General features: G+C 65.4%; 14 protein-coding genes. 11 read left to right on the top strand and 3 right to left on the bottom strand.

The annotated features are described in order from the left end of the window. Nucleotides 1–79: 79 nt before the first annotated feature. Nucleotides 80–1441, top strand: a complete 1362-nt coding sequence (locus tag ASG03_RS09920) for a cellulase family glycosylhydrolase (RefSeq protein ID WP_062693473.1) — start codon at nt 80–82, stop codon at nt 1439–1441. Between the two features lie 102 nt (nt 1442–1543). Beyond that, nucleotides 1544–3805, top strand: a complete 2262-nt coding sequence (locus ASG03_RS09925; RefSeq protein ID WP_062693474.1) for an AAA family ATPase — start codon at nt 1544–1546, stop codon at nt 3803–3805. A gap of 260 nt (nt 3806–4065) precedes the next feature. Here the strand turns inward: ASG03_RS09925 and ASG03_RS09930 are convergent, their stop codons facing one another. Both ASG03_RS09930 and ASG03_RS09935 read right to left on the bottom strand, forming a co-directional pair. After that, nucleotides 4066–4263, bottom strand: coding sequence for a KTSC domain-containing protein (locus ASG03_RS09930; protein ID WP_162241375.1), 198 nt, complete (start codon nt 4261–4263; stop codon nt 4066–4068). Nucleotides 4264–4365: 102 nt separating this feature from the next. Beyond that, nucleotides 4366–4962: a transglutaminase-like cysteine peptidase gene (locus tag ASG03_RS09935; RefSeq protein ID WP_062693476.1), complete on the bottom strand. Its 597-nt coding sequence runs from the start codon at nt 4960–4962 to the stop codon at nt 4366–4368. Between the two features lie 251 nt (nt 4963–5213). Here ASG03_RS09935 and recO point away from each other — a divergent pair, with 251 nt between their 5' ends. The 5 genes from recO to ASG03_RS09960 all read left to right on the top strand — a co-directional run bounded on the left by recO (nt 5214) and on the right by ASG03_RS09960 (nt 11851). After that, a complete protein-coding gene (gene recO / locus ASG03_RS09940) occupies nt 5214–6002 on the top strand; it encodes a DNA repair protein RecO (protein ID WP_082475671.1) in 789 nt (262 codons plus the stop codon). A 129-nt stretch (nt 6003–6131) separates the two neighbouring features. Further along, nucleotides 6132–8966, top strand: coding sequence for a DUF2339 domain-containing protein (locus tag ASG03_RS09945; RefSeq protein WP_062693477.1), 2835 nt, complete (start codon nt 6132–6134; stop codon nt 8964–8966). Between the two features lie 26 nt (nt 8967–8992). Then, a complete protein-coding gene (locus tag ASG03_RS09950) occupies nt 8993–9655 on the top strand; it encodes an HD domain-containing protein (protein ID WP_062693478.1) in 663 nt (220 codons plus the stop codon). A 176-nt stretch (nt 9656–9831) separates the two neighbouring features. Further along, the gene (locus ASG03_RS09955; RefSeq protein WP_162241376.1) at nt 9832–10926 is read left to right on the top strand and encodes an acyltransferase family protein; all 1095 of its coding nucleotides are present in this window, start codon (nt 9832–9834) and stop codon (nt 10924–10926) included. Between the two features lie 49 nt (nt 10927–10975). Further along, nucleotides 10976–11851 carry an MOSC domain-containing protein gene (locus tag ASG03_RS09960; protein WP_062693480.1) on the top strand — a complete coding sequence of 292 codons (876 nt, stop codon included), beginning with the start codon at nt 10976–10978 and terminating at the stop codon, nt 11849–11851. Here the strand turns inward: ASG03_RS09960 and ASG03_RS09965 are convergent. Beyond that, nucleotides 11832–12245: a VanZ family protein gene (locus ASG03_RS09965; protein ID WP_062693609.1), complete on the bottom strand. Its 414-nt coding sequence runs from the start codon at nt 12243–12245 to the stop codon at nt 11832–11834. The two genes, ASG03_RS09960 and ASG03_RS09965, sit on opposite strands and share 20 nt — an antisense overlap. A gap of 201 nt (nt 12246–12446) precedes the next feature. Between ASG03_RS09965 and ASG03_RS09970 the strand changes: the two genes are divergently transcribed. From ASG03_RS09970 to nadC, 4 genes are all read left to right on the top strand, one after another. Then, nucleotides 12447–13685, top strand: a complete 1239-nt coding sequence (locus ASG03_RS09970; protein ID WP_062468963.1) for an MFS transporter — start codon at nt 12447–12449, stop codon at nt 13683–13685. A gap of 167 nt (nt 13686–13852) precedes the next feature. Further along, the gene (gene nadA / locus ASG03_RS09975) at nt 13853–14932 is read left to right on the top strand and encodes a quinolinate synthase NadA (protein ID WP_062693481.1); all 1080 of its coding nucleotides are present in this window, start codon (nt 13853–13855) and stop codon (nt 14930–14932) included. 89 nt (nt 14933–15021) lie between these two features. After that, complete coding sequence (locus tag ASG03_RS09980; RefSeq protein ID WP_062693610.1) at nt 15022–16620, top strand: L-aspartate oxidase; 1599 nt, start codon at nt 15022–15024, stop codon at nt 16618–16620. A gap of 50 nt (nt 16621–16670) precedes the next feature. Further along, nucleotides 16671–17579, top strand: a complete 909-nt coding sequence (gene nadC, locus ASG03_RS09985) for a carboxylating nicotinate-nucleotide diphosphorylase (protein WP_062693482.1) — start codon at nt 16671–16673, stop codon at nt 17577–17579. Nucleotides 17580–17634 lie beyond the last annotated feature (55 nt).

A 17634-nucleotide genomic window follows, 5' to 3' on the forward strand; every position in this document is an offset into this window, starting at 1 on the left:
ACCTGAAGTCGTAACGGCAGAAGTCCGGTTGCCGATGCCGACTCGGTGTCAGCCATGCGCCCGTCTGTGGAGATGTGATATGAGAACCCTGCTTGTCGCCGCGCTGGCCCTGTCCGCCTGCGCGCTCGCCATGTCCGAGGCACAGTCCGAGGATGCGGAAAAGACGATCGTGTTCGATACCGGCTCGCTGGTCGCGCGCGCGGAACCGCTCGTCATCGGGGTCGGTGTCCATTTCGGCATCGGCGGCGACTTCAACTACGTGGCCGACAAGACCGCCGAGCGCCTGAAGGAGCTCGGCGTCGATTCCTATCGCGACGATCTGGCCTGGCCGGCCTTCGAGCAGCCGGGCAGCGTGAAAGGCGCCTATCAGCCGCGTCAGCTGTTTGATTTCATGGCGGTCGCGGGTCTTCGCCCGCTTCTCATTCTCGGCCATGGAAACGAGCGGGTGAAGGATGGCAACCCGCCCCTGACCGAAGAGGGGCGGCGGGCCTTTGCCGATTTCGCCGCGCGGGCCGCGTCCGCGACACGTCATTTCGATCCGATCTACGAGATCTGGAACGAATGGAACGTCCAGGCAGGCTTCAATCCCCCCTGGCTGATCGGCGCGGGCGTCCCCTCGGACAAGCGCGCCGCTGCCCATTATGCGGCGCTGGCAAACGTGGCGGTTCCCGCGGTTCGCAAGGTCGCGCCGGATCAGACCGTTCTGTCCGGTGCCGTCGGTGCCGATCAGGACTGGCAATGGACGAAGGCGATCGTCGATGACGGTGCGGTCCGCAAGGCGAGCGCTCTGTCCGTGCACCTCTACAATCACTGCGATCCCGACGAGACCAAGCGCACGGCGACGGAGATGATCGACAGGCTCTCCCGGCTGCAGGATCGCCTGTCGAAGGATGGCGGGCCAAAGCCCGTCTACGTGACGGAGTTTGGCTGGCCGACGGCACGCAAGCCCTGCGTGATCAGCCAGCAGGCAGCAGCGGACAACATTTCCCAGTTTCTGCTCTGGTCCGCAGCGACCCCCTGGATGAAGGGGGCCTGGGTGTACCAGCTGAAGGACCAGGGGCGCGATCCCGACGAGATGGAGTTCAATTTCGGCCTTTACGACTATGACTACGCGCCGAAACCGGCAGCCTGCGCGGTGCGCGAGGCGACGCGTCTCGTGAAAGGCGGAAAAGCCTTCCGGCTGGAGCGCCCCTTTCCCGACATGTTCGTGCTGCATATCGCGGGCGAAGGCGGGCAGCACCTCGTGGCCTGGACCACAGGAGCGGGAAAGCCGGGGACGCTCACCCTTGGGAAGACGGAAGGCGCGTCGGCGCGGCCGCTCTGCGGCTCCGAGGCCCCTAGGAACGCCGGCGCGCTCACCCTCGGTCCGGAGCCTGTCGTCATTGATCTCCCGGCGGCGGAGACGACGGATGTGACGGTCGGGATGGCCGGGCGCCCCTGATCTCCGCTTGTTGCCACCGCTAATTTATGCGACTGATCGCATCGCGTTAACAGGGCTCGGCATCACCCCTCCGGAAGGCGGGTTGCCGGCAAAGAGGTGGCTTTGAAGCTCTACAAGGCGGACAGTATCAACGTTCCGATCGGACCGCCCGGCAGCCGGGCCGAGTTCATCGACTTCGACAATGTCGTTGCCGTGATCCGCAGGCAGGTGAGGATCTTCCTGATCATCCTGCTGACGTCACTCTGCGTGGGCGGCCTCTATCTGTCCATGGCCAAGCCGTTCTACAGCTCGGACATCCTGGTCCTGCTCGATGAAGATGGCGACCTGCCCAGCGAACAGCGGTCTCAGTCCGCGCGCGATTGGGCCAAGATCGACCCGACGCGCAACAGTCCCTACATTCTCACGCAGATGCAGCTCTTCACCTCGAACGCGGTGCTCGATCGGGTCATCGACCGTCTGGGTCTGCTGAGCGACCCGGCGTTTCAGGAGTCCAATCGGTCGCTGCGCGACTCGCTGCTGAACGTGCGCACGAAGATCCTGGTCTTCCTGGACATCGCCTCCGACGGCCGTGTCGCAGCGGATGCGGACCAGGCGCGCGAAGCTGCGCGGGCCGGTCTGCTTTCGGCACTGCGCGTCACGCGCATCGGCGAATCCAGCATTGTGCGCGTGCGGTACGTCTCGACGAGCGGCGATCTGTCCGCCCGCATCGTGAATGCGATCGGCGACGCCTATGCGACCGATCTGCTGAGCGCGCGTTACGATGCCACGCGGCTCGCGGGCAGCTGGCTGCAAGCCAAGATCGGGGAGCTGCGTCAGCAGGCTCTCGATAGCGACATGGCGGTCCAGAGCTTCCGCGCCGAGCACGACCTGCTGTCCACGACCGACAAGGAAACGGAGGAGGATCTCCTCATTTCCGACCAGCAATTGCAGGAGCTCAACAAGAACCTCTCGGCTGCAACGGCGGACGCATCCTATCTGCGGGCCCAATACGAACAGATCAAGCGCATCGTCGACAGCGGACGGATCGATTCCGAAGTGTCGGCAACGATCCGCAGTTTCCTGTCGAACGATCTGCGGCAGCGATACCTCGACGCCGTGCGCATCGAGGCCGACCTCAGCCGCCGTTTCGGCCCGAACCATGTTCAGGCCGTGCGGGAGCGCGTGACGATCGAGGGCTATCGCAAACTGATGTTCGAGGAGCTCCAGCGCGTCGCAGAGACCTATTTCAGCGAGATGACGGTTGCGGAAACGCGATTGGCCAACATCACCGAGCGCGTGAAGAAGGCCACTGCAGTCACGACACTCGCGTCTCACGATCAGGTCGAGATGCGCGAACTCGAGCGGACCGCCGAAACATATCGTCGACTGTACGGCGCGTTTCTCGCCAGTTACCAGCAGGCCCTCCAGCAGCAGAATATCCCGGTCTCCCGATCGCGGGTCGTTACGGCGGGGCGCGCCGCTGATGCGCCGAACTATCCGAGTAAGTCTCTCATCATGGCGCTCTTCTTCATGATCGGCATCATCGGGGGTGGCAGTGTCGCCGCGATGCGGGAAAGCCGCGAAAAGTTCTTCCGGAACGGCGGCCAGATACAGGACGGTCTTTCGCTGACCTTTCTCGGCGTGGTGCCCCGGATCGATCCGCCCGCTGCGGCGCCCGATGTCGGGGCGGGATCGCTGCTCGGCTCTCAGGCGGCGCTTTCGAATTACGTTCTGGACAATCCCTTCTCCGATTTCGCCGAGACGTTGCGCAGCACGAAGATCGCGCTGGATATCGCCACGAGCAGATCCGGTGCCGCCGTGATCGGCATCGTCTCCACCGCGCCCGGCGAAGGAAAATCGACCATCGCCATCAATTTCGCAAAGCTTCTGGCGAGCCAGGGCAAACGCGTCGTTCTCATCGACGGCGATCTGCGCAATCCCGGCGCGACCCGCGCGCTGGCCCCGGCTGCGACGCGCGGCCTCCTGCAGACGCTGATGGAGGACGGATCTCTGGATGCGAACATCATCGTGGACCCGCGGAGCGGTTTGACGTTCCTGCCGGCGATCATCCAGCACAGGGTCTCGCATTCCGCCGATCTCCTGTCGTCCGACCGGATGCAGGCACTGTTGGCCGATCTGCGCCAATCGGCGGACTATGTCATCATCGACCTGCCGCCGCTGGAGCCGCTGGTCGATGCGCGCGCGATGGCGCATCTGATCGATCGTTTCGTCTATGTGGTGGAGTGGGGCGGCATCTCGGAAAAGGCCGTGCTCCAGGCCTTCGATCGCGCGCCGCTGGTGATCGACAAATGCGTCGGCGCGATCCTGACCAAGGTGGACATGCGCACGGCGAAACTCTATCGGCGTCCCGATCTCCTGAACTGACCAATGCCCAGCGCGCGGCACCGGGCCACGAAGGCATGTCGCCCGAAAGTGTGCAGCGGTTTCGGGAAACAACATGCATCAAAACAAGACCTAAAGCGCGGTGCGTGAATCCTTTTTCACGCAACGTGCTATAGTGGCGGGCTTTGCGTCCTCTAGAACGTCAGATGGCGCCGCTCATGTCTGAGGCGGCGCCATCGTTTCGAACAGGGAGAGGATCCGAGCGAAACGAACGTTCGCAAGAAGGACCGGGACAAGAAGGATCAGTGCGAGATCAGGGGCCGGATGTGGCGCATGTAGTACCAGCCGGGCGACTCCGCCGAGATCAGGTTCTCGTACATGATCCGCGGCGCCTTGATGCGCCGGACGCTGCCGTCGTTCAACTTGATGAGGAGAGAGCTGGCCGCCACGTCATAGGACGCTGACGAAATCATCTTCGATGTAAGATTGGTTGTTTCCATGAAGACCACCGCTGCGTGCAAAATCACTTGGAACCGGCACATTGCCACCGATTCATGGTTAAATTGTGCGCTGCAGCGAAGATTGTCAATCCGACGGATCGGCTAGAGAGCGAACCACAGGCGCGGGTTCTCTCCGGACTGGATCTTGATCCAGGACAGGCCGGCCTGGCGGAACGGCCGGATCCGGCTCGTGCGGTTGTCGAGAACGAGGTCGCCTTCGCTTGTCTTTGCAACGAGGACCGCATGGCCTTCGCCCTCGCGGGTGCGGGCAACGGCGATGCGGAGCGCGGTCGCCGGCCAGCCGAGCGAGATCAGATGACGTCGTTTCGTGAGCGCGAAATCCTCACAGTCTCCGGCCGCAACGTCGGCCTGCCAGACGTCGCCCATCGGGCCGCTCTGGTCGTTCACGGGAATGATCTTGCGGTTGATCGTGCGGTTGACGCGCTGGAGTTCGGCTTTCTTCTCGGCGGTCAGCGTGACCATCGCGGTACCGGAGCCGATCGCACAGTCGCTCGGATTCTGCACGCAGAAGCGGATCTGCGCGAAGGGTGCGAGGGTCGGCCCCTTCTGCTGGAGATAGAGAGCGGGGTTTGCAAAGCCGACCCCGCGGGAGAGTTCGCCCAGCGGCGCGGCGGTCGCCTGGAAAGGGACCATCAGGGAGGCCGTTACGGAGAAGGCCACGATGAGATGTCGGATCATTCTGTTCCCCTTTTCTGGCGCTGCGATGAGTGTGTTCACCTGGGCGTTTTGCATGCGGCGCCCCCTGGGGGGCCTGTTTGTTTCTGTGAGACCAGCATTAGCAGGGAGGTTTTACGGGCCGCTTTCCCGGATGCTTAAAATTTGAACGGTGCATCGTTTTCGGAATGTCGCGTCCGTTTTGCGATCCCGCCCGCCCGGCCGCTGCCGGAACGCGCGATTGAAAATTCCGGCAAACGCGGGTAAACCCGGGCATGCAATGGACCGATGAGGCCATAATCCTTGGCGTAAGACGTCACGGCGAGACGTCGGTCGTCGCCGAAGTGATGACGCGGGCGCGGGGTCGGCATCTCGGTCTCGTGCGGGGCGGGCGGTCCCGTAGCCTGCAGCCCGTTCTCCAGCCGGGCAACGCCGTGGAGATCACATGGCGCGCCCGATTGGACGAACATCTCGGCGAGTTCCGGATGGAGCCGCTCGAACTGCGGGCGGCGCGTCTCATGGAGACGGCAGCCGCCGTCTATGGGGTGCAGGCGATGGCGGCCCTGCTGCGCCTGCTGCCGGAGCGCGATCCGCATCCCCACCTCTTCACGTCTCTGTCCGTCATCCTCGACCATCTGCATGATCCCCGGGATGCCGGAGAGCTGTTCGTGCGCTTCGAGATCGCCGTGCTCGAGGATCTGGGCTTCGGGCTCGATCTCGCGCGTTGCGCGGCGACGGGTACGCTCGAGGATCTGGCCTTCGTCTCGCCGAAGTCGGGCCGCGCCGTCAGCCGCACCGCAGGACTGCCCTACGCCGACCGGATGTTCGCGCTGCCACCGTTCCTGTCCGTCGAGGGGCGGGCGGCCGATCGTGAGAGCCTGGAGGATGCGCTGCGCATGACCGGCTATTTCCTGCACCGGCATGTCTACGAGCCGCGCGGCATCGATGTTTCCGCCGCCAGGAACGGCTTTGTTCAGGCTGCGCTGAAGGCGCTCGGCCCGGGTCGATCCCCGGTCGACCCTCCGGCGACAGGCGATCAGCTGCGCGATCTCCCATCTCTTTGAAACGATTCGTATCCTCGCGAGAGATTCCCGCCGTGCCCGTCTTGGTTTCTGCGGGAAGGACGATAAGTTGCCGTCTTTCCGTATCGCCTCCGGCAGCGCTTGCTTCCGGGGTCTGTGTGACAGGTGCCCATGCCCGAACTCCTCGTCCTCGCCGCCTTCATCTTGTCGTTCCTCGCCTTCGCCCGGACCCGCCAGGCGAACGAACGGTTCACCCGAGACATCGCCTTCCTCCAGTCCGAGGTTGCGCGTCTTTCGGCCGAACGGCCGCCTGCGCCGCATGCGGACGCCGTTGCGGCAGATGGCGAATTGACGGACGCGCGGATCGACGCAGCCGATGACGTCCGGCCGAGCGAGCCCGTGAGCGAGCCCGCAAGCGAGCCGGAAACCGTGCAGGCCGCACAGATCTCCGCCGCGAGCGAGGACGCCGAACCCCAGACGCCGCGCGAATCCTTTGAAAGCTGGCTCGGCGCACGCTGGGCGGTCTGGGTGGGCGGCATCGCGCTGGCGCTTGGCGGCATCTTCCTCGTCAAGGTGTCGATCGATGCCGGGCTGCTGAGCCCGGCCGTGCGCCTGGTGCTCGCCGCCCTGTTCGGCGCGGCGCTGATGGCCGGCGGCGAGATGATCCTCAGACGGGGCTCCCTCGAGGGGGCCAAGCGGTTCGGCAATGCCATGATCCCCGGCATCCTGACGGCGGCCGGCGCGGTGACGCTGCTCGGTGCGATCTTCGCGGCCCACGCAGTCTACGGCTTCCTCGGACCAACGACCGCCTTCGTTCTCATGGGCCTCGTCTCGTTCCTCGTGTTGTTCCTGTCGCTGCGCCATGGACAGGCGCTGGCCGGGCTGGGTCTCGCCGCCTCGCTCGTCACGCCGCTCCTGATCGACGCCGACGATCCATCGCCCTGGAGCCTCTTTGCGTTTCTGGCGCTCGTATGGCTCGCGTCCATGGCCGCGGCGCGCATCGGCCGCTGGCGTATCGTGCCGGCCTTTGCCAATATCGGTCTCGCGCTCTGGGGCACGATCTATCTGATCGCAGACGATCCCGCCGTGACCCTTCCGGTCTCCCTCGCGCTGCTTGTCCTCATCGCGGGCCATGCCTTCGTCTGGCCGGGCGACGCGGATGACGCGGAGCCGGAAACCGTCGAAGAGGCTCGTTCCCTCTCGGCTTCGGACCAGCCCCGCACGGATGAAGCGGAACCTACGGGTGAAGCAGACCCCACGGGTGACGCTGGGGAGGCCGCAGCGCTACCGCCCATCCGCCACGCGGCGCCCTGGCGGCGCCTCCTGCTGCCACGCCATGCTCCCGTCATGATCACCGGTGCCTTTGCCGTGCTGATGACCGGCCTCTCGCTCATCGGCCCGCTGACGGAGACAGACGGCAATCCGACCTTCGAGTTCGTTTTGGTCACAGCCGCCCTCGGGCTGCTCGGCGCGTTCCGCGCGCGGGCCGGCGTGGCCGCCCTTGCGGCGGGGCTGATGGCCGTGCTCGGCGTCTCCACGCTTGCCACCCTGCCGCAGCTGCTGGAGCTCTCCAGCGTCGGGATCGTCGCCGACAGGCCGTTCTCGACCTCGCCTCTGGCGGCGTTCAGCCTTGCCGCCATCTTCATCGCGCTCTGCGCCTTCGCCCTCCACCGTCATGCGGGAAGGCCGCATGTTGCGGTCCTCTGGACAGGGCTGGCGGCGATCACGTCGGTCGCCTGCATCGGGCTGTCCTTCCTGATGCTCGGCACCTATGCCTTCGATCCGCTGCATGGCTTCGCCGCAACGGTCGCTGCCGTCGCCTTCCTCGCGCTTGCGGAGCGGGTATCCCGCCGGGACGCGAACCTGCCTCCGGTCGCGCTCGGGCTGTTGCTGGCCGGCGCACTCGGCCATCTCGTGATTGCCGCCCACGCCCTGTCCGACGGTTTGTGGACCGTTCTCGCCATGGCGGCGTTTGCGGGCGCTTTCGTCGCTGCGACGCAGGTTCGAAACTGGGCGGCGCTTCCCTGGGTGGGCGCGCTCGGCTTCGTGCTGGTGCTTGTACGGCTCGGCTGGGAACCGACCGTGGTCGGGCCGCTGGCGCTTGGCCGCACGCCGGTGTTCAACGCGCTGCTGCCGGGATACGGCATTCCTGCGCTTCTTGCGCTCTGGTCGGCCTACAGGCTGCGCGATTGGCCGTCCGATCGCCTGCGCAACACGCTGCAGGCCATTGCCAGCCTGTTCGCCCTGCTGACGCTCGCCATTCTCGTGCGGCACGCCATGAACGGCGGACAGCTTCAGGGCGGGGCGCCGTCGCTGGCCGAACAGTCGATCTATACGCTGCTGGTCATCGGGGGCTCCGCGATCCTGATGCGGCTCGATCTCAGCCGTCCCGGCTCGTTCCTGCGCTATGGCAGCATCGGCCTTGGCGTCCTCTCGCTGCTGATGACGCTATCGGCCCATCTCATTGCCCTCAATCCCTATCTAACCGGGGAAATGCTCGGTCCTTATCCGCTGTTCGATCTCTTGTTGATCGGCTACCTCCTGCCGGGTCTCGCCTATGCCGGACTTGCGCGCGTGGCAGTCGGCCGGCGTCCGCCCGCCTTCGTCGCGGCGCTAGCGACGGCGGCCGCCGTGCTCGCCTTCGCCTGGGCCACGCTGTCGGTCCGCCGCGCCTGGCAGGGACCGGGGATCGCCGACTGGAAAGGCTTTCTTGCCGGCGAAACCTATACCTACTCGGTTGTCTGGCTCGTGCTCGGCGTGGCGCTGCTCGTCGCAAGCCTCCGCTTCCACAGCCGCAGCATGCGCATCGTCTCCGGCGTGCTCGTCTTCGTGACGGTGCTCAAGGTCTTCCTGTTCGATATGGCCAATCTGGAAGGATTGCTCCGGGCGCTGTCCTTCATCGGCCTCGGCATCGTGCTCATCGGCATCGGCCTGTTCTACCAGAAGGTCCTGACATCGCGGCCCAAAAAGCCGGACGATGCGCCGTCGGTCACAACGGCCCCCTGACGAGTGGCATGACAAGGACGAGCGACATGACAAGCGCCCTGCCGGACCTTGCGGCTGCCTTCGCCCCGTTCGAACACCTGGCAGGGGCCTTGCTCGCCGAAGGTGCGGCGGGCGACGACGGGTCGCACGATGCGGCGCACCTGATCCGCGTCTGGCGCAATGTCTGCCGCCTGCAGGCGGAGGAGGGTGGCGACCTGCGTCTTCTGTGCGCCGCCGTTCTCCTGCATGACGGGGTGGCGGTCGAGAAAAACGCGCCGGACCGGGCAAATGCCTCCCGGCTGTCGGCGGAGAAAGCCAGCGGTCTCCTGGCCGGTCTTAGCTGGAGCGTGTCGGATATCGCAGCCGTTGCCCATGCCATTCTCACCCACAGCTTCTCGGCCGGCCTCCCGCCGGAGACGCTGGAGGCCCGGATCCTTCGGGACGCGGACAGGCTTGATGCGATCGGCATGATCGGTGCCGTCCGCTGCTTCTATATCGCGGGTCGCCTCGGCAGCGGTCTCTACGATCCGCTCGATCCCCTGGCGCTCGATCGTCCCCTCGACGACAAGGCGTTCGCGCTCGATCATTTCGCGGTCAAGCTGTTCAAGCTGGCGGCCGGTTTCCAGACCGAGAGCGGCCGACGGCTGGCTGCGGAGCGGGAAGCGCGACTGCGCGCCATCGTCGACATGCTGATGCAGGAGATCGGCTGATCCCAGACATCGGCGCTCCGGACAGGCGCTGTTTCGAGCGTCTCGACCTTTTCAAGCGTTAACCGCGACTTCTGAAAGGAGACGCGAATATTTGACTTGGCGGCATCGCGATGGTGTTGTGTCCTGGAGTTTCCCTCTTGAAGACGTGACCGGAAGGGGCTGCCAGCGGGATGTCCATGCGCGCCACCAGACACATTGCGAGCCTCGACGGCCTGAGAGGCATGGCCGCCTTTCTGGTGGTGATGTCGCACGTCGCTCTTCTCTATCCCCATCTGCCGACATGGTTTTCGCTCAATATCGGCGCGGAATCGGTCGAAATCTTTTTCGCGCTCAGCGGCTTCCTCATGGCCAGCCTCTATGCGGCGCGTCCGCTCGATCGGCAGGCGGCCGCGGATTATCTCGTCCACCGTTTCGCCCGCATCTATCCGGTCTATCTCGTTGCCGTTCTGTTGGTCGTGTTGCTGTCGTCGGTTCCCGGCCTCGACTACATCCACGCGATCCACGGTCACGTCGAGATCCTCCGGCATGTCGTCATGCTCGGCTCGTCCGGCGTCTTCTGGTCGGTGCCGCCGGAGATCCAGTTCTACTTCTTTTTCCTTCTCGTCTGGCTCTGCCTGTCCGACCCTCGGAAGTATCGGTTTCTCGCCGCGTTCCTGGTGGGCTGTCTCCTGGTCGATGCCGTTTTCGGATTTCCGGGACCCGGGATCCTGTTGCCGTCCAAGATCCATTTCTTTCTGTCAGGCGTTGCGGCCGGGCTTCTCTTTGCGTCCGGCCGCCTGACGCCCACCGGCCCGGTGGTCGGCCTCGCGACGCTGGGCCTGCTCGGCTTCGTCTTCCTGTCGAAGATCCTGATGTTGCGGGACCAGCATGATGGCTGGGGGCTGGCAATGGCCGCCACGGCGGGAATGATCGTCTTTCTGACGGCACAGGAGCACGCCCTGTCGAAAGCCGTGCTTGCAAGCCCGCCCTTGCGGTTTCTGGGCAAGATCAGCTTCTCGCTCTATCTCTTCCACGTGCCGGTCATGTTCCTGTCCATGAAGACGCTCGGCCTGTTCCTGCCCGGCGCCGTGTCGGTCGTGCTGGCCATCGGCGTTGCCGTCGTCTTCGCCACCTTCTCCTATCATCTGATCGAGGACCGGGCCCGCCGCAGGCTGGTCGAGTTCTGGAAACAGCACGCACGACGGAGCCGGGCCGCGGCCCGTCCTGGAGACCTGCCGGCGCGGGACGCGAAGGGACGGGATATGCAGGAAGGATTGGTATCGACGGCGTGATGCCCCAGCGGCTAGAAGAACGGCTGTGAAGCCCCAAAGGACCGCCGCGATGCCCCTCAAGCCGACAGTGACCCTCAACGCCCGTGTCGCCGCTCTCAATATCCACCCGCTGAAGAGCGGTCGGGCAATCGCGGTCGAGCAGGCCGATGTCAGGCTCGACGGCTTTGTCGGCGATCGCCGGTTCATGCTGGTCGATCCCGAGGGGAGCTTCATCACGCAGCGCGAGTTTCCGTCACTGGCACAGGTGACGGCGGTGCCGCAGGCCGACGGCGTTCACCTGACAATGGGCGATGCCACCTTGTCGGCTTCGTTTGTCGGTGAACGGCGTCTGACGGTTCGTGTCTGGACGAGCGTGGTCGATGCGGCCTGCGCCGACGATGCGGTCAACGCGACCCTGTCCTCCTGGCTCGCCCGCCCGGTCCGTCTGGTCTTCATGGATGACAGGGCCGAGCGAAGCCTCGGTGCGGAATGGGCCAGAGAGCCGGCAGCGGTCGGGTTTGCCGACGGGTTCCCGCTCCTGATCACCACGACCGGTTCGCTCGACGCCCTCAACCGGACGCTCGTCTCGATGAACCAGCCCGCCGTCGGCATGGATCGATTCCGCACGAACATCGTCATCGATCACGACGCGGCCTGGGACGAGGATCTCTGGGAAGCGGTCGAAATCGGCGGCATCCGCTTCGATCTCGTCAAACCATGCGCTCGCTGCGTGGTGACGACGCAGGACCAGGAGACGGGCGAGCGGACGGGTGGAAACCCCATCGAAGGCCTGCGCATGGAGCGCCTGTCGGCCGACCGACGGGTTCCCGGCGTGGTGTTCGGATGGAATGCCGTGCCGCGCGGCACGGGCCGCATCGCGCTCGGCAACGCCGTCCGCCTGCTGTCGACCCGGAACGAGCGGTGGCCTATGAAGCGTCGCGGCTGATCTCACGCGCGCCCGGGCGTGGAAGAGGGGTAGGGAGAGGCGCCTCGGCGCGCCAGCGCCGGCGGGCGACCAGTGCCAGCTTGCCGAGCGAAAGGCCCACGAGGCTGCCGATCGACTTCACAACAGCGTCGGAAATCTCCGCATGCCGGGTCGGCGAAAGCCACTGCATCATCTCGATGAACATGGCGGCCGCGACCAGGAACAAGGCGAGAGAAATCCATCGGCGCGGATAGGCGATCGCGAAGATCGCGCCTGCCAGCGCGAAGGCGCCAGCCCGGTCGAGACTGACATCCGTGACGGTATGCGGTCGCCACCCGATCGGCGAGACCGTGACGAAGACCAGGACGAGAAGAGCAGCCCAGGCGGCCGCTCGGAGCAGGGAACGGAATGTCATGAAAACGTCATAGACCTTGCGGGCGCATGTTGCAATGCAAACGGTTATTCGCGCCTGCAGCATGTCGAGTTGCGTGCCTCTTCGCGTCTGATCAATCCGATTGATCCGAGCGTCACGCAATTTCACTTTCGATCCCGCGTCCGCTCGCCTAATCTTGCGACTTCGCCTCGCCCTCCACGGCACATTCTCCGGAGCCCGACCATGTCCGCCGCCATCCCGTCCGCTGCCGCCGTCGCGCCCCGCCGTGGCTTGCCGTGGCTCATCATCCTTTCCGGCTCGCTGGTCGCGATGCTCACCTTCGGGCCGCGCTCGGCCATGGGGTTCTTCCAACTGCCCATGCTCGCCGATCTCGGCTGGGACCGCACGACCTTCGGTCTGGCCATGGCCCTGCAAAACCTGTGCTGGGGGTTGAGCCAGCCGTTCTTCGGCGCCGTCGCCGACAAGTACGGCACCTGGCGGGTGCTCGCCATGTCCGGGGTCCTCTATGCCACGGGCCTGATCGTCATGGCGTTCGCGACCGCCCCGGTCTTCCTGCATGTCGGGGGCGGCGTTCTCGTCGGCCTTGCCGTGGGGGCAGGGTCGTTCGGAACGGTTCTCTCGGCTTTCGCCCGCAATGTCACGCCGGAGCAGCGCTCCATGGCTTTCGGCATCGGGACGGCCGCCGGATCGGCCGGCATGTTCCTGTTCGCACCGCTGAGCCAGGGCCTCGTTTCGACATTCGGCTGGTCGGACAGCCTCGTCTACCTCGGGCTGATGATGCTGATCGTCCCGCTCGTCGCCATTCCCCTGCGCGGGAACGCCGCCTCCGGTTCGCAGAGCCCCTCGGCCTACAAGCAGTCGATCGGGGCAGCGCTGAAGGAGGCGCTCGGCCACAAGAGCTATCTCCTCCTCGTTTCCGGCTTCTTTGTCTGCGGCTATCAGGTCGCCTTCATCACCGCACACTTCCCCGCCTATATCGGCGATATCGGCATCGATGCCCGCTACGCCGTCATTGCGCTCGCGCTCATCGGCTTTTTCAACATCATCGGCTCGCTGTCGGCCGGCATCATCGGGCAGCGGTTTTCCAAGCCCTATTTCCTGTCTCTGATCTATATCGGCCGCTCCATTGTCGTATCCGCCTTTCTCCTGCTGCCGCAGTCGCCGCTGACCGTCATTCTCTTCGCCATCGCCATGGGCCTGCTCTGGCTGTCGACGGTGCCGCCGACGAATGCCTTGGTGGCCATCATGTTCGGGACACGCCATCTCGGATTGCTCGGCGGCATCGTCTTCCTGTCGCACCAGCTCGGCTCGTTCCTCGGCGTGTGGATGGGAGGGTATCTGTACGATCACTTCGGCTCCTACGATCCGGTCTGGTGGATCGGCGTCGCGCTCGGACTTTTCGCAGCGCTCGTGCACTGGCCCATTGAGGAAAAAGCTGTCGTGCGCCCGGCGATCGCGTGATGCCGTCAGTTATGCTCGAGATGATAAAAAGTCACCGCGGCTGGCTTGATCTCTGTCACAAAACTTTCTAATTGAGCAGGACCGGCACCGCCGGTTTTGTTTTGGCTTGTTTATGCTCATTTCGAGCATATGTGCTGCCCTGGTGGAGCGGCGGAAGGCGAGGCGGCATGACACAGACGGTTCATCGAGGACAAGGGCTTGCGGCTACCGCGCGTCCGACCGCTGCCGAGCGCTTCGGCGTCCGTCCCCTGCCGGATCTCACCTTTACCTCCGAGGTCGCCCGGGAAACGGAGCATCTCTATGCGAAGGTCCGCGATTTTATTCCTGCCTTCGAGTGGCCGGTTTATGCGCCCTATGTCGCGGCCATCAACCGCTTGAAGCGGGAGCGGAACGCCGTCATCCTGGCCCATAACTACCAGACGCCGGACATCTTCCACTGCGTCGCTGATATCGTCGGCGATTCGTTGCAGCTTGCGCGGGACGCGACGCGGGTCGACGCGGATATCATCGTCCAGTGCGGCGTGCACTTCATGGCCGAGACGTCGAAACTCCTCAATCCGCAGAAGACGGTTCTCATTCCCGATTCCCGTGCCGGCTGTTCGCTCTCGGACTCGATCACCGGGGCCGATGTCCGCCTTCTGAAGGCGCGCTATCCGGGCGTTCCGGTCGTCACCTACGTCAACACCTCTGCCGACGTTAAGGCCGAGACCGACATCTGTTGCACCTCGTCCAACGTCCTTGCCGTCGTGGAAAGCCTGGAGAGCGACACCGTGCTCTGCATCCCCGACGAATACCTGGCGATGAATGTCGCCCGGCAGACCCGCAAGACCATCCTGACCTGGAAGGGACATTGCGAGGTGCACGAGCGCTTCACGGCGGCCGAACTGCTCGCCTACAAGGCCGCCCATCCCGGCATCGAGATCATCGGGCATCCCGAATGCCATCCGGACGTCATCGCGGTCTGCGACTTCGCCGGGTCGACCGCCGGCATGATCGGCTATGTCAAGGACAAGCGGCCGCCGAAGGTGCTGCTGGTCACCGAGTGTTCCATGGCGTCCAACATAGAGGCGGAGGTCGAGGGCGTCGACTTCGTCAAGCCGTGCAATCTCTGTCCGCACATGAAGCGCATCACCCTGCCGAAGATCCTCGACAGCCTGCTGACCATGACGAACGAGGTGGTGATCGATCCGGATATCGCCGACCGTGCGCGGCTTGCCGTAGAGCGGATGATCAACCTCAAGCCGTAAGTCCGACGGCGCCGCATCGTTGCCGGGGACAACACGGCGGCGTCTGCGGAACTAAGGACGGCCCGATGACGACGGCGGAGGAGAACGCCATGCTGACCGATCATTTTCGTCCCCAGTCCTTCAACGGCATCGACGACGTCGTCATCGTCGGAGGCGGGCTCGCCGGCCTGTTTTGCGCGCTGAAGCTCAGTCCGCGTCCGGTCACCGTGCTCGCCGCCGCGCCGATCGGCCACGGCGCATCCTCGGCCTGGGCGCAAGGCGGGATCGCGGCGGCCATGAGCCCGGGCGATACGATCGACAGCCACGTCGCCGACACGCTGGCCGCCGGCGCCGGCATTGTCGATGAGAAGATGGCGCGTGGCATGGTGGCGGAAGGCCCGGCCCGCATCCATGATCTCCTCGCCTATGGCGTGCCCTTCGATCGCGATCTGGAAGGGCACTTGCTGCTCTCGCGCGAGGCGGCGCATTCCGAGCGTCGGATCGTCCGCGTCAAAGGGGACATGGCCGGGCGCGCCATCATGGAGGCGCTGATCGCCTCCGTCCGGGCGACGCCGTCCATCCGCGTGCTGGAGGGGTATGTCGTGGAGGACCTGATCCGCGAAGGGCGCTTCATTGCGGGCGTGATCGCACGGCCCGATGCCGGGCAGTCCCGAACGCGCATCGTGTTTCCGGCACGGGCCGTCGTCCTCTGCTCGGGCGGGGTCGGTCACCTCTTTTCGGTCACCACGAACCCGCGGGAGGCGAGCGGGCAGGGCGTGGGCATGGCGGCACGCGCCGGCGCCATCATCGCCGATCCCGAATTCGTCCAGTTTCACCCGACCGCGATCGACGTCGGCCGCGATCCGGCCCCGCTTGCCACCGAAGCCCTCCGCGGGGACGGCGCCCACCTCGTCGACCGGAACGGCCGCCGCTTCATGCTCGACATCCACCCGGATGGCGAACTGGCACCGCGCGATATCGTGTCGCGCGGTGTGTTCGCCGAGGTCGCCGCCGGCCGGGGCGCCTTCCTTGATTGCCGTACGGCCGTGGGGGCGCATTTCCCGCAGGCCTTCCCCACGGTCTATGCGTCCTGCAGGGCGGCTGGCATCGACCCGGTGACGCAGCCGATCCCGGTCGTGCCCGCGGTCCACTACCACATGGGCGGCATTCTCACGGACGCCGAGGGCCGCACCTCGATCGACGGTCTGTGGGCGGCGGGCGAGGTGACGTCCACCGGCGTCCATGGCGCAAACCGGCTCGCCTCCAATTCGCTCTTGGAGGCCGTCGTCTTCGCGGCCCGCATCGCGGAGAACATCCAGGGCATGCTTCCCGCCCCGCGCCAGGGAAACTGGGCCGGCAATGCCGGCGAGAGCGACGATCTGGTGACCATCGAGGATAGCCCGCAGCTGCGCGAGCTCCGCCGCATCATGTCGGCCCATGCCGGCGTCGTCCGGGATCGCGCGGGCCTGATGACCGCGGCGCGCGCCATTGCCGCGCTGGAACGCAACACGCCGCGATTGCGCTTCAGCAATATCGTCACGACCGCCAAACTGATCGTCGCCGGCGCTCTGGCGCGCGAGGAAAGTCGCGGTAGTCATTTCCGCCGCGACTTTCCCGAGCCGGACGCCCGGTGGAAGCGCCGAACCTTCATGACCCTTGCGGAAGCCGACCGGATCTTCGCCGATGTGACGGAAACTGCCTTCGCCTGAACGTCCGGGCTTCCAGCTCCTTCACGCCCCAGTTTACAAAGAGACCGCCGATGACCGCGCATCCACCGTATCTTCCTCCGCTGATGATCGACGAAATCGTTCGTGCCGCCCTGCTCGAAGATCTCGGTCGGGCCGGCGATATCACCACGGCGGCCACCGTCGCTTCGCATCTCACGGCAACGGCCACCATGAACGTCCGGGACGCGGGCATTGTGGTGGGGCTCGACCTTGCGCGTGCCGCCTTCCGGCTCGTGGACCCCGCTCTGACCTTTGCAGCGCTTGCGTCCGACGGCGATCGCGTGCCGGCCGGCACGTCCATCGCTCGGATCTCCGGTCCGGCACGCGGGCTCCTCTCGGCCGAGCGGGTGGCACTGAACTTCCTCATGCATCTGAGCGGGATAGCCACCACCACCGCCCGGTATGCCGATGCCATCTCCCACACCAGGGCACGGGTCTGCTGCACGCGTAAGACCTTGCCGGGGCTTCGTGCGGTCGAGAAATACGCCGTGCGGCTCGGTGGCGGGTCGAACCACCGCTTCGGCCTCGACGACGCGATCCTGATCAAGGACAATCACATCGCGGTCTGCGGTGGCGTGGCACCGGCGATCCGGGCGGCCCAAGCCTATGCCGGGCATCTGGTCAAGGTGGAGGTCGAGGTGGACGGGTTGGACCAGATGCGGGATGCGCTGCGGGAAGCGCCCGACGCGATCCTGCTCGACAACATGCCCCCGGACGTCCTGCTCGAGGCGGTCGCGCTCAATGCAGCGCATTGGAAGCTCTCCGCCGATCTCTATCCGACCGACAGGCGGCGCACGCGGCTTGAGGCGTCGGGAAACGTCGATCTCGGGACCATCGCCGCCATTGCCGAGACGGGGGTGGACTATATCTCCACGTCGAAGATCACTATGGCGGCGCCGACGCTCGATATCGGTCTCGACATCGGGATCGGCGCCGATTGACGGGACGGCCGCGGCGGTGCCTCGACGCGCGTGCTGCGTGTCCGGGTGTCCGAGC

Origin of the sequence: Rhizobium sp. Leaf341 (assembly GCF_001424325.1) — a bacterium.
Lineage (GTDB): Bacteria > Pseudomonadota > Alphaproteobacteria > Rhizobiales > Rhizobiaceae > Ferranicluibacter.

Excerpts from the sequence above, each read along its gene's own strand:
- ASG03_RS09920 (WP_062693473.1), top strand. The coding sequence starts at position 80 with ATGAGAACCCTGCTTGTCGCCGCGCTGGCCCTGTCCGCCTGCGCGCTC.
- ASG03_RS09930 (WP_162241375.1), bottom strand. The coding sequence starts at position 4,263 with ATGGAAACAACCAATCTTACATCGAAGATGATTTCGTCAGCGTCCTAT.
- ASG03_RS09935 (WP_062693476.1), bottom strand. The coding sequence starts at position 4,962 with ATGATCCGACATCTCATCGTGGCCTTCTCCGTAACGGCCTCCCTGATG.
- recO (WP_082475671.1), top strand. The coding sequence starts at position 5,214 with ATGCAATGGACCGATGAGGCCATAATCCTTGGCGTAAGACGTCACGGC.
- ASG03_RS09945 (WP_062693477.1), top strand. The coding sequence starts at position 6,132 with ATGCCCGAACTCCTCGTCCTCGCCGCCTTCATCTTGTCGTTCCTCGCC.
- ASG03_RS09950 (WP_062693478.1), top strand. The coding sequence starts at position 8,993 with ATGACAAGCGCCCTGCCGGACCTTGCGGCTGCCTTCGCCCCGTTCGAA.
- ASG03_RS09955 (WP_162241376.1), top strand. The coding sequence starts at position 9,832 with ATGCGCGCCACCAGACACATTGCGAGCCTCGACGGCCTGAGAGGCATG.
- ASG03_RS09960 (WP_062693480.1), top strand. The coding sequence starts at position 10,976 with ATGCCCCTCAAGCCGACAGTGACCCTCAACGCCCGTGTCGCCGCTCTC.
- ASG03_RS09965 (WP_062693609.1), bottom strand. The coding sequence starts at position 12,245 with ATGACATTCCGTTCCCTGCTCCGAGCGGCCGCCTGGGCTGCTCTTCTC.
- ASG03_RS09970 (WP_062468963.1), top strand. The coding sequence starts at position 12,447 with ATGTCCGCCGCCATCCCGTCCGCTGCCGCCGTCGCGCCCCGCCGTGGC.
- nadA (WP_062693481.1), top strand. The coding sequence starts at position 13,853 with ATGACACAGACGGTTCATCGAGGACAAGGGCTTGCGGCTACCGCGCGT.
- ASG03_RS09980 (WP_062693610.1), top strand. The coding sequence starts at position 15,022 with ATGCTGACCGATCATTTTCGTCCCCAGTCCTTCAACGGCATCGACGAC.
- nadC (WP_062693482.1), top strand. The coding sequence starts at position 16,671 with ATGACCGCGCATCCACCGTATCTTCCTCCGCTGATGATCGACGAAATC.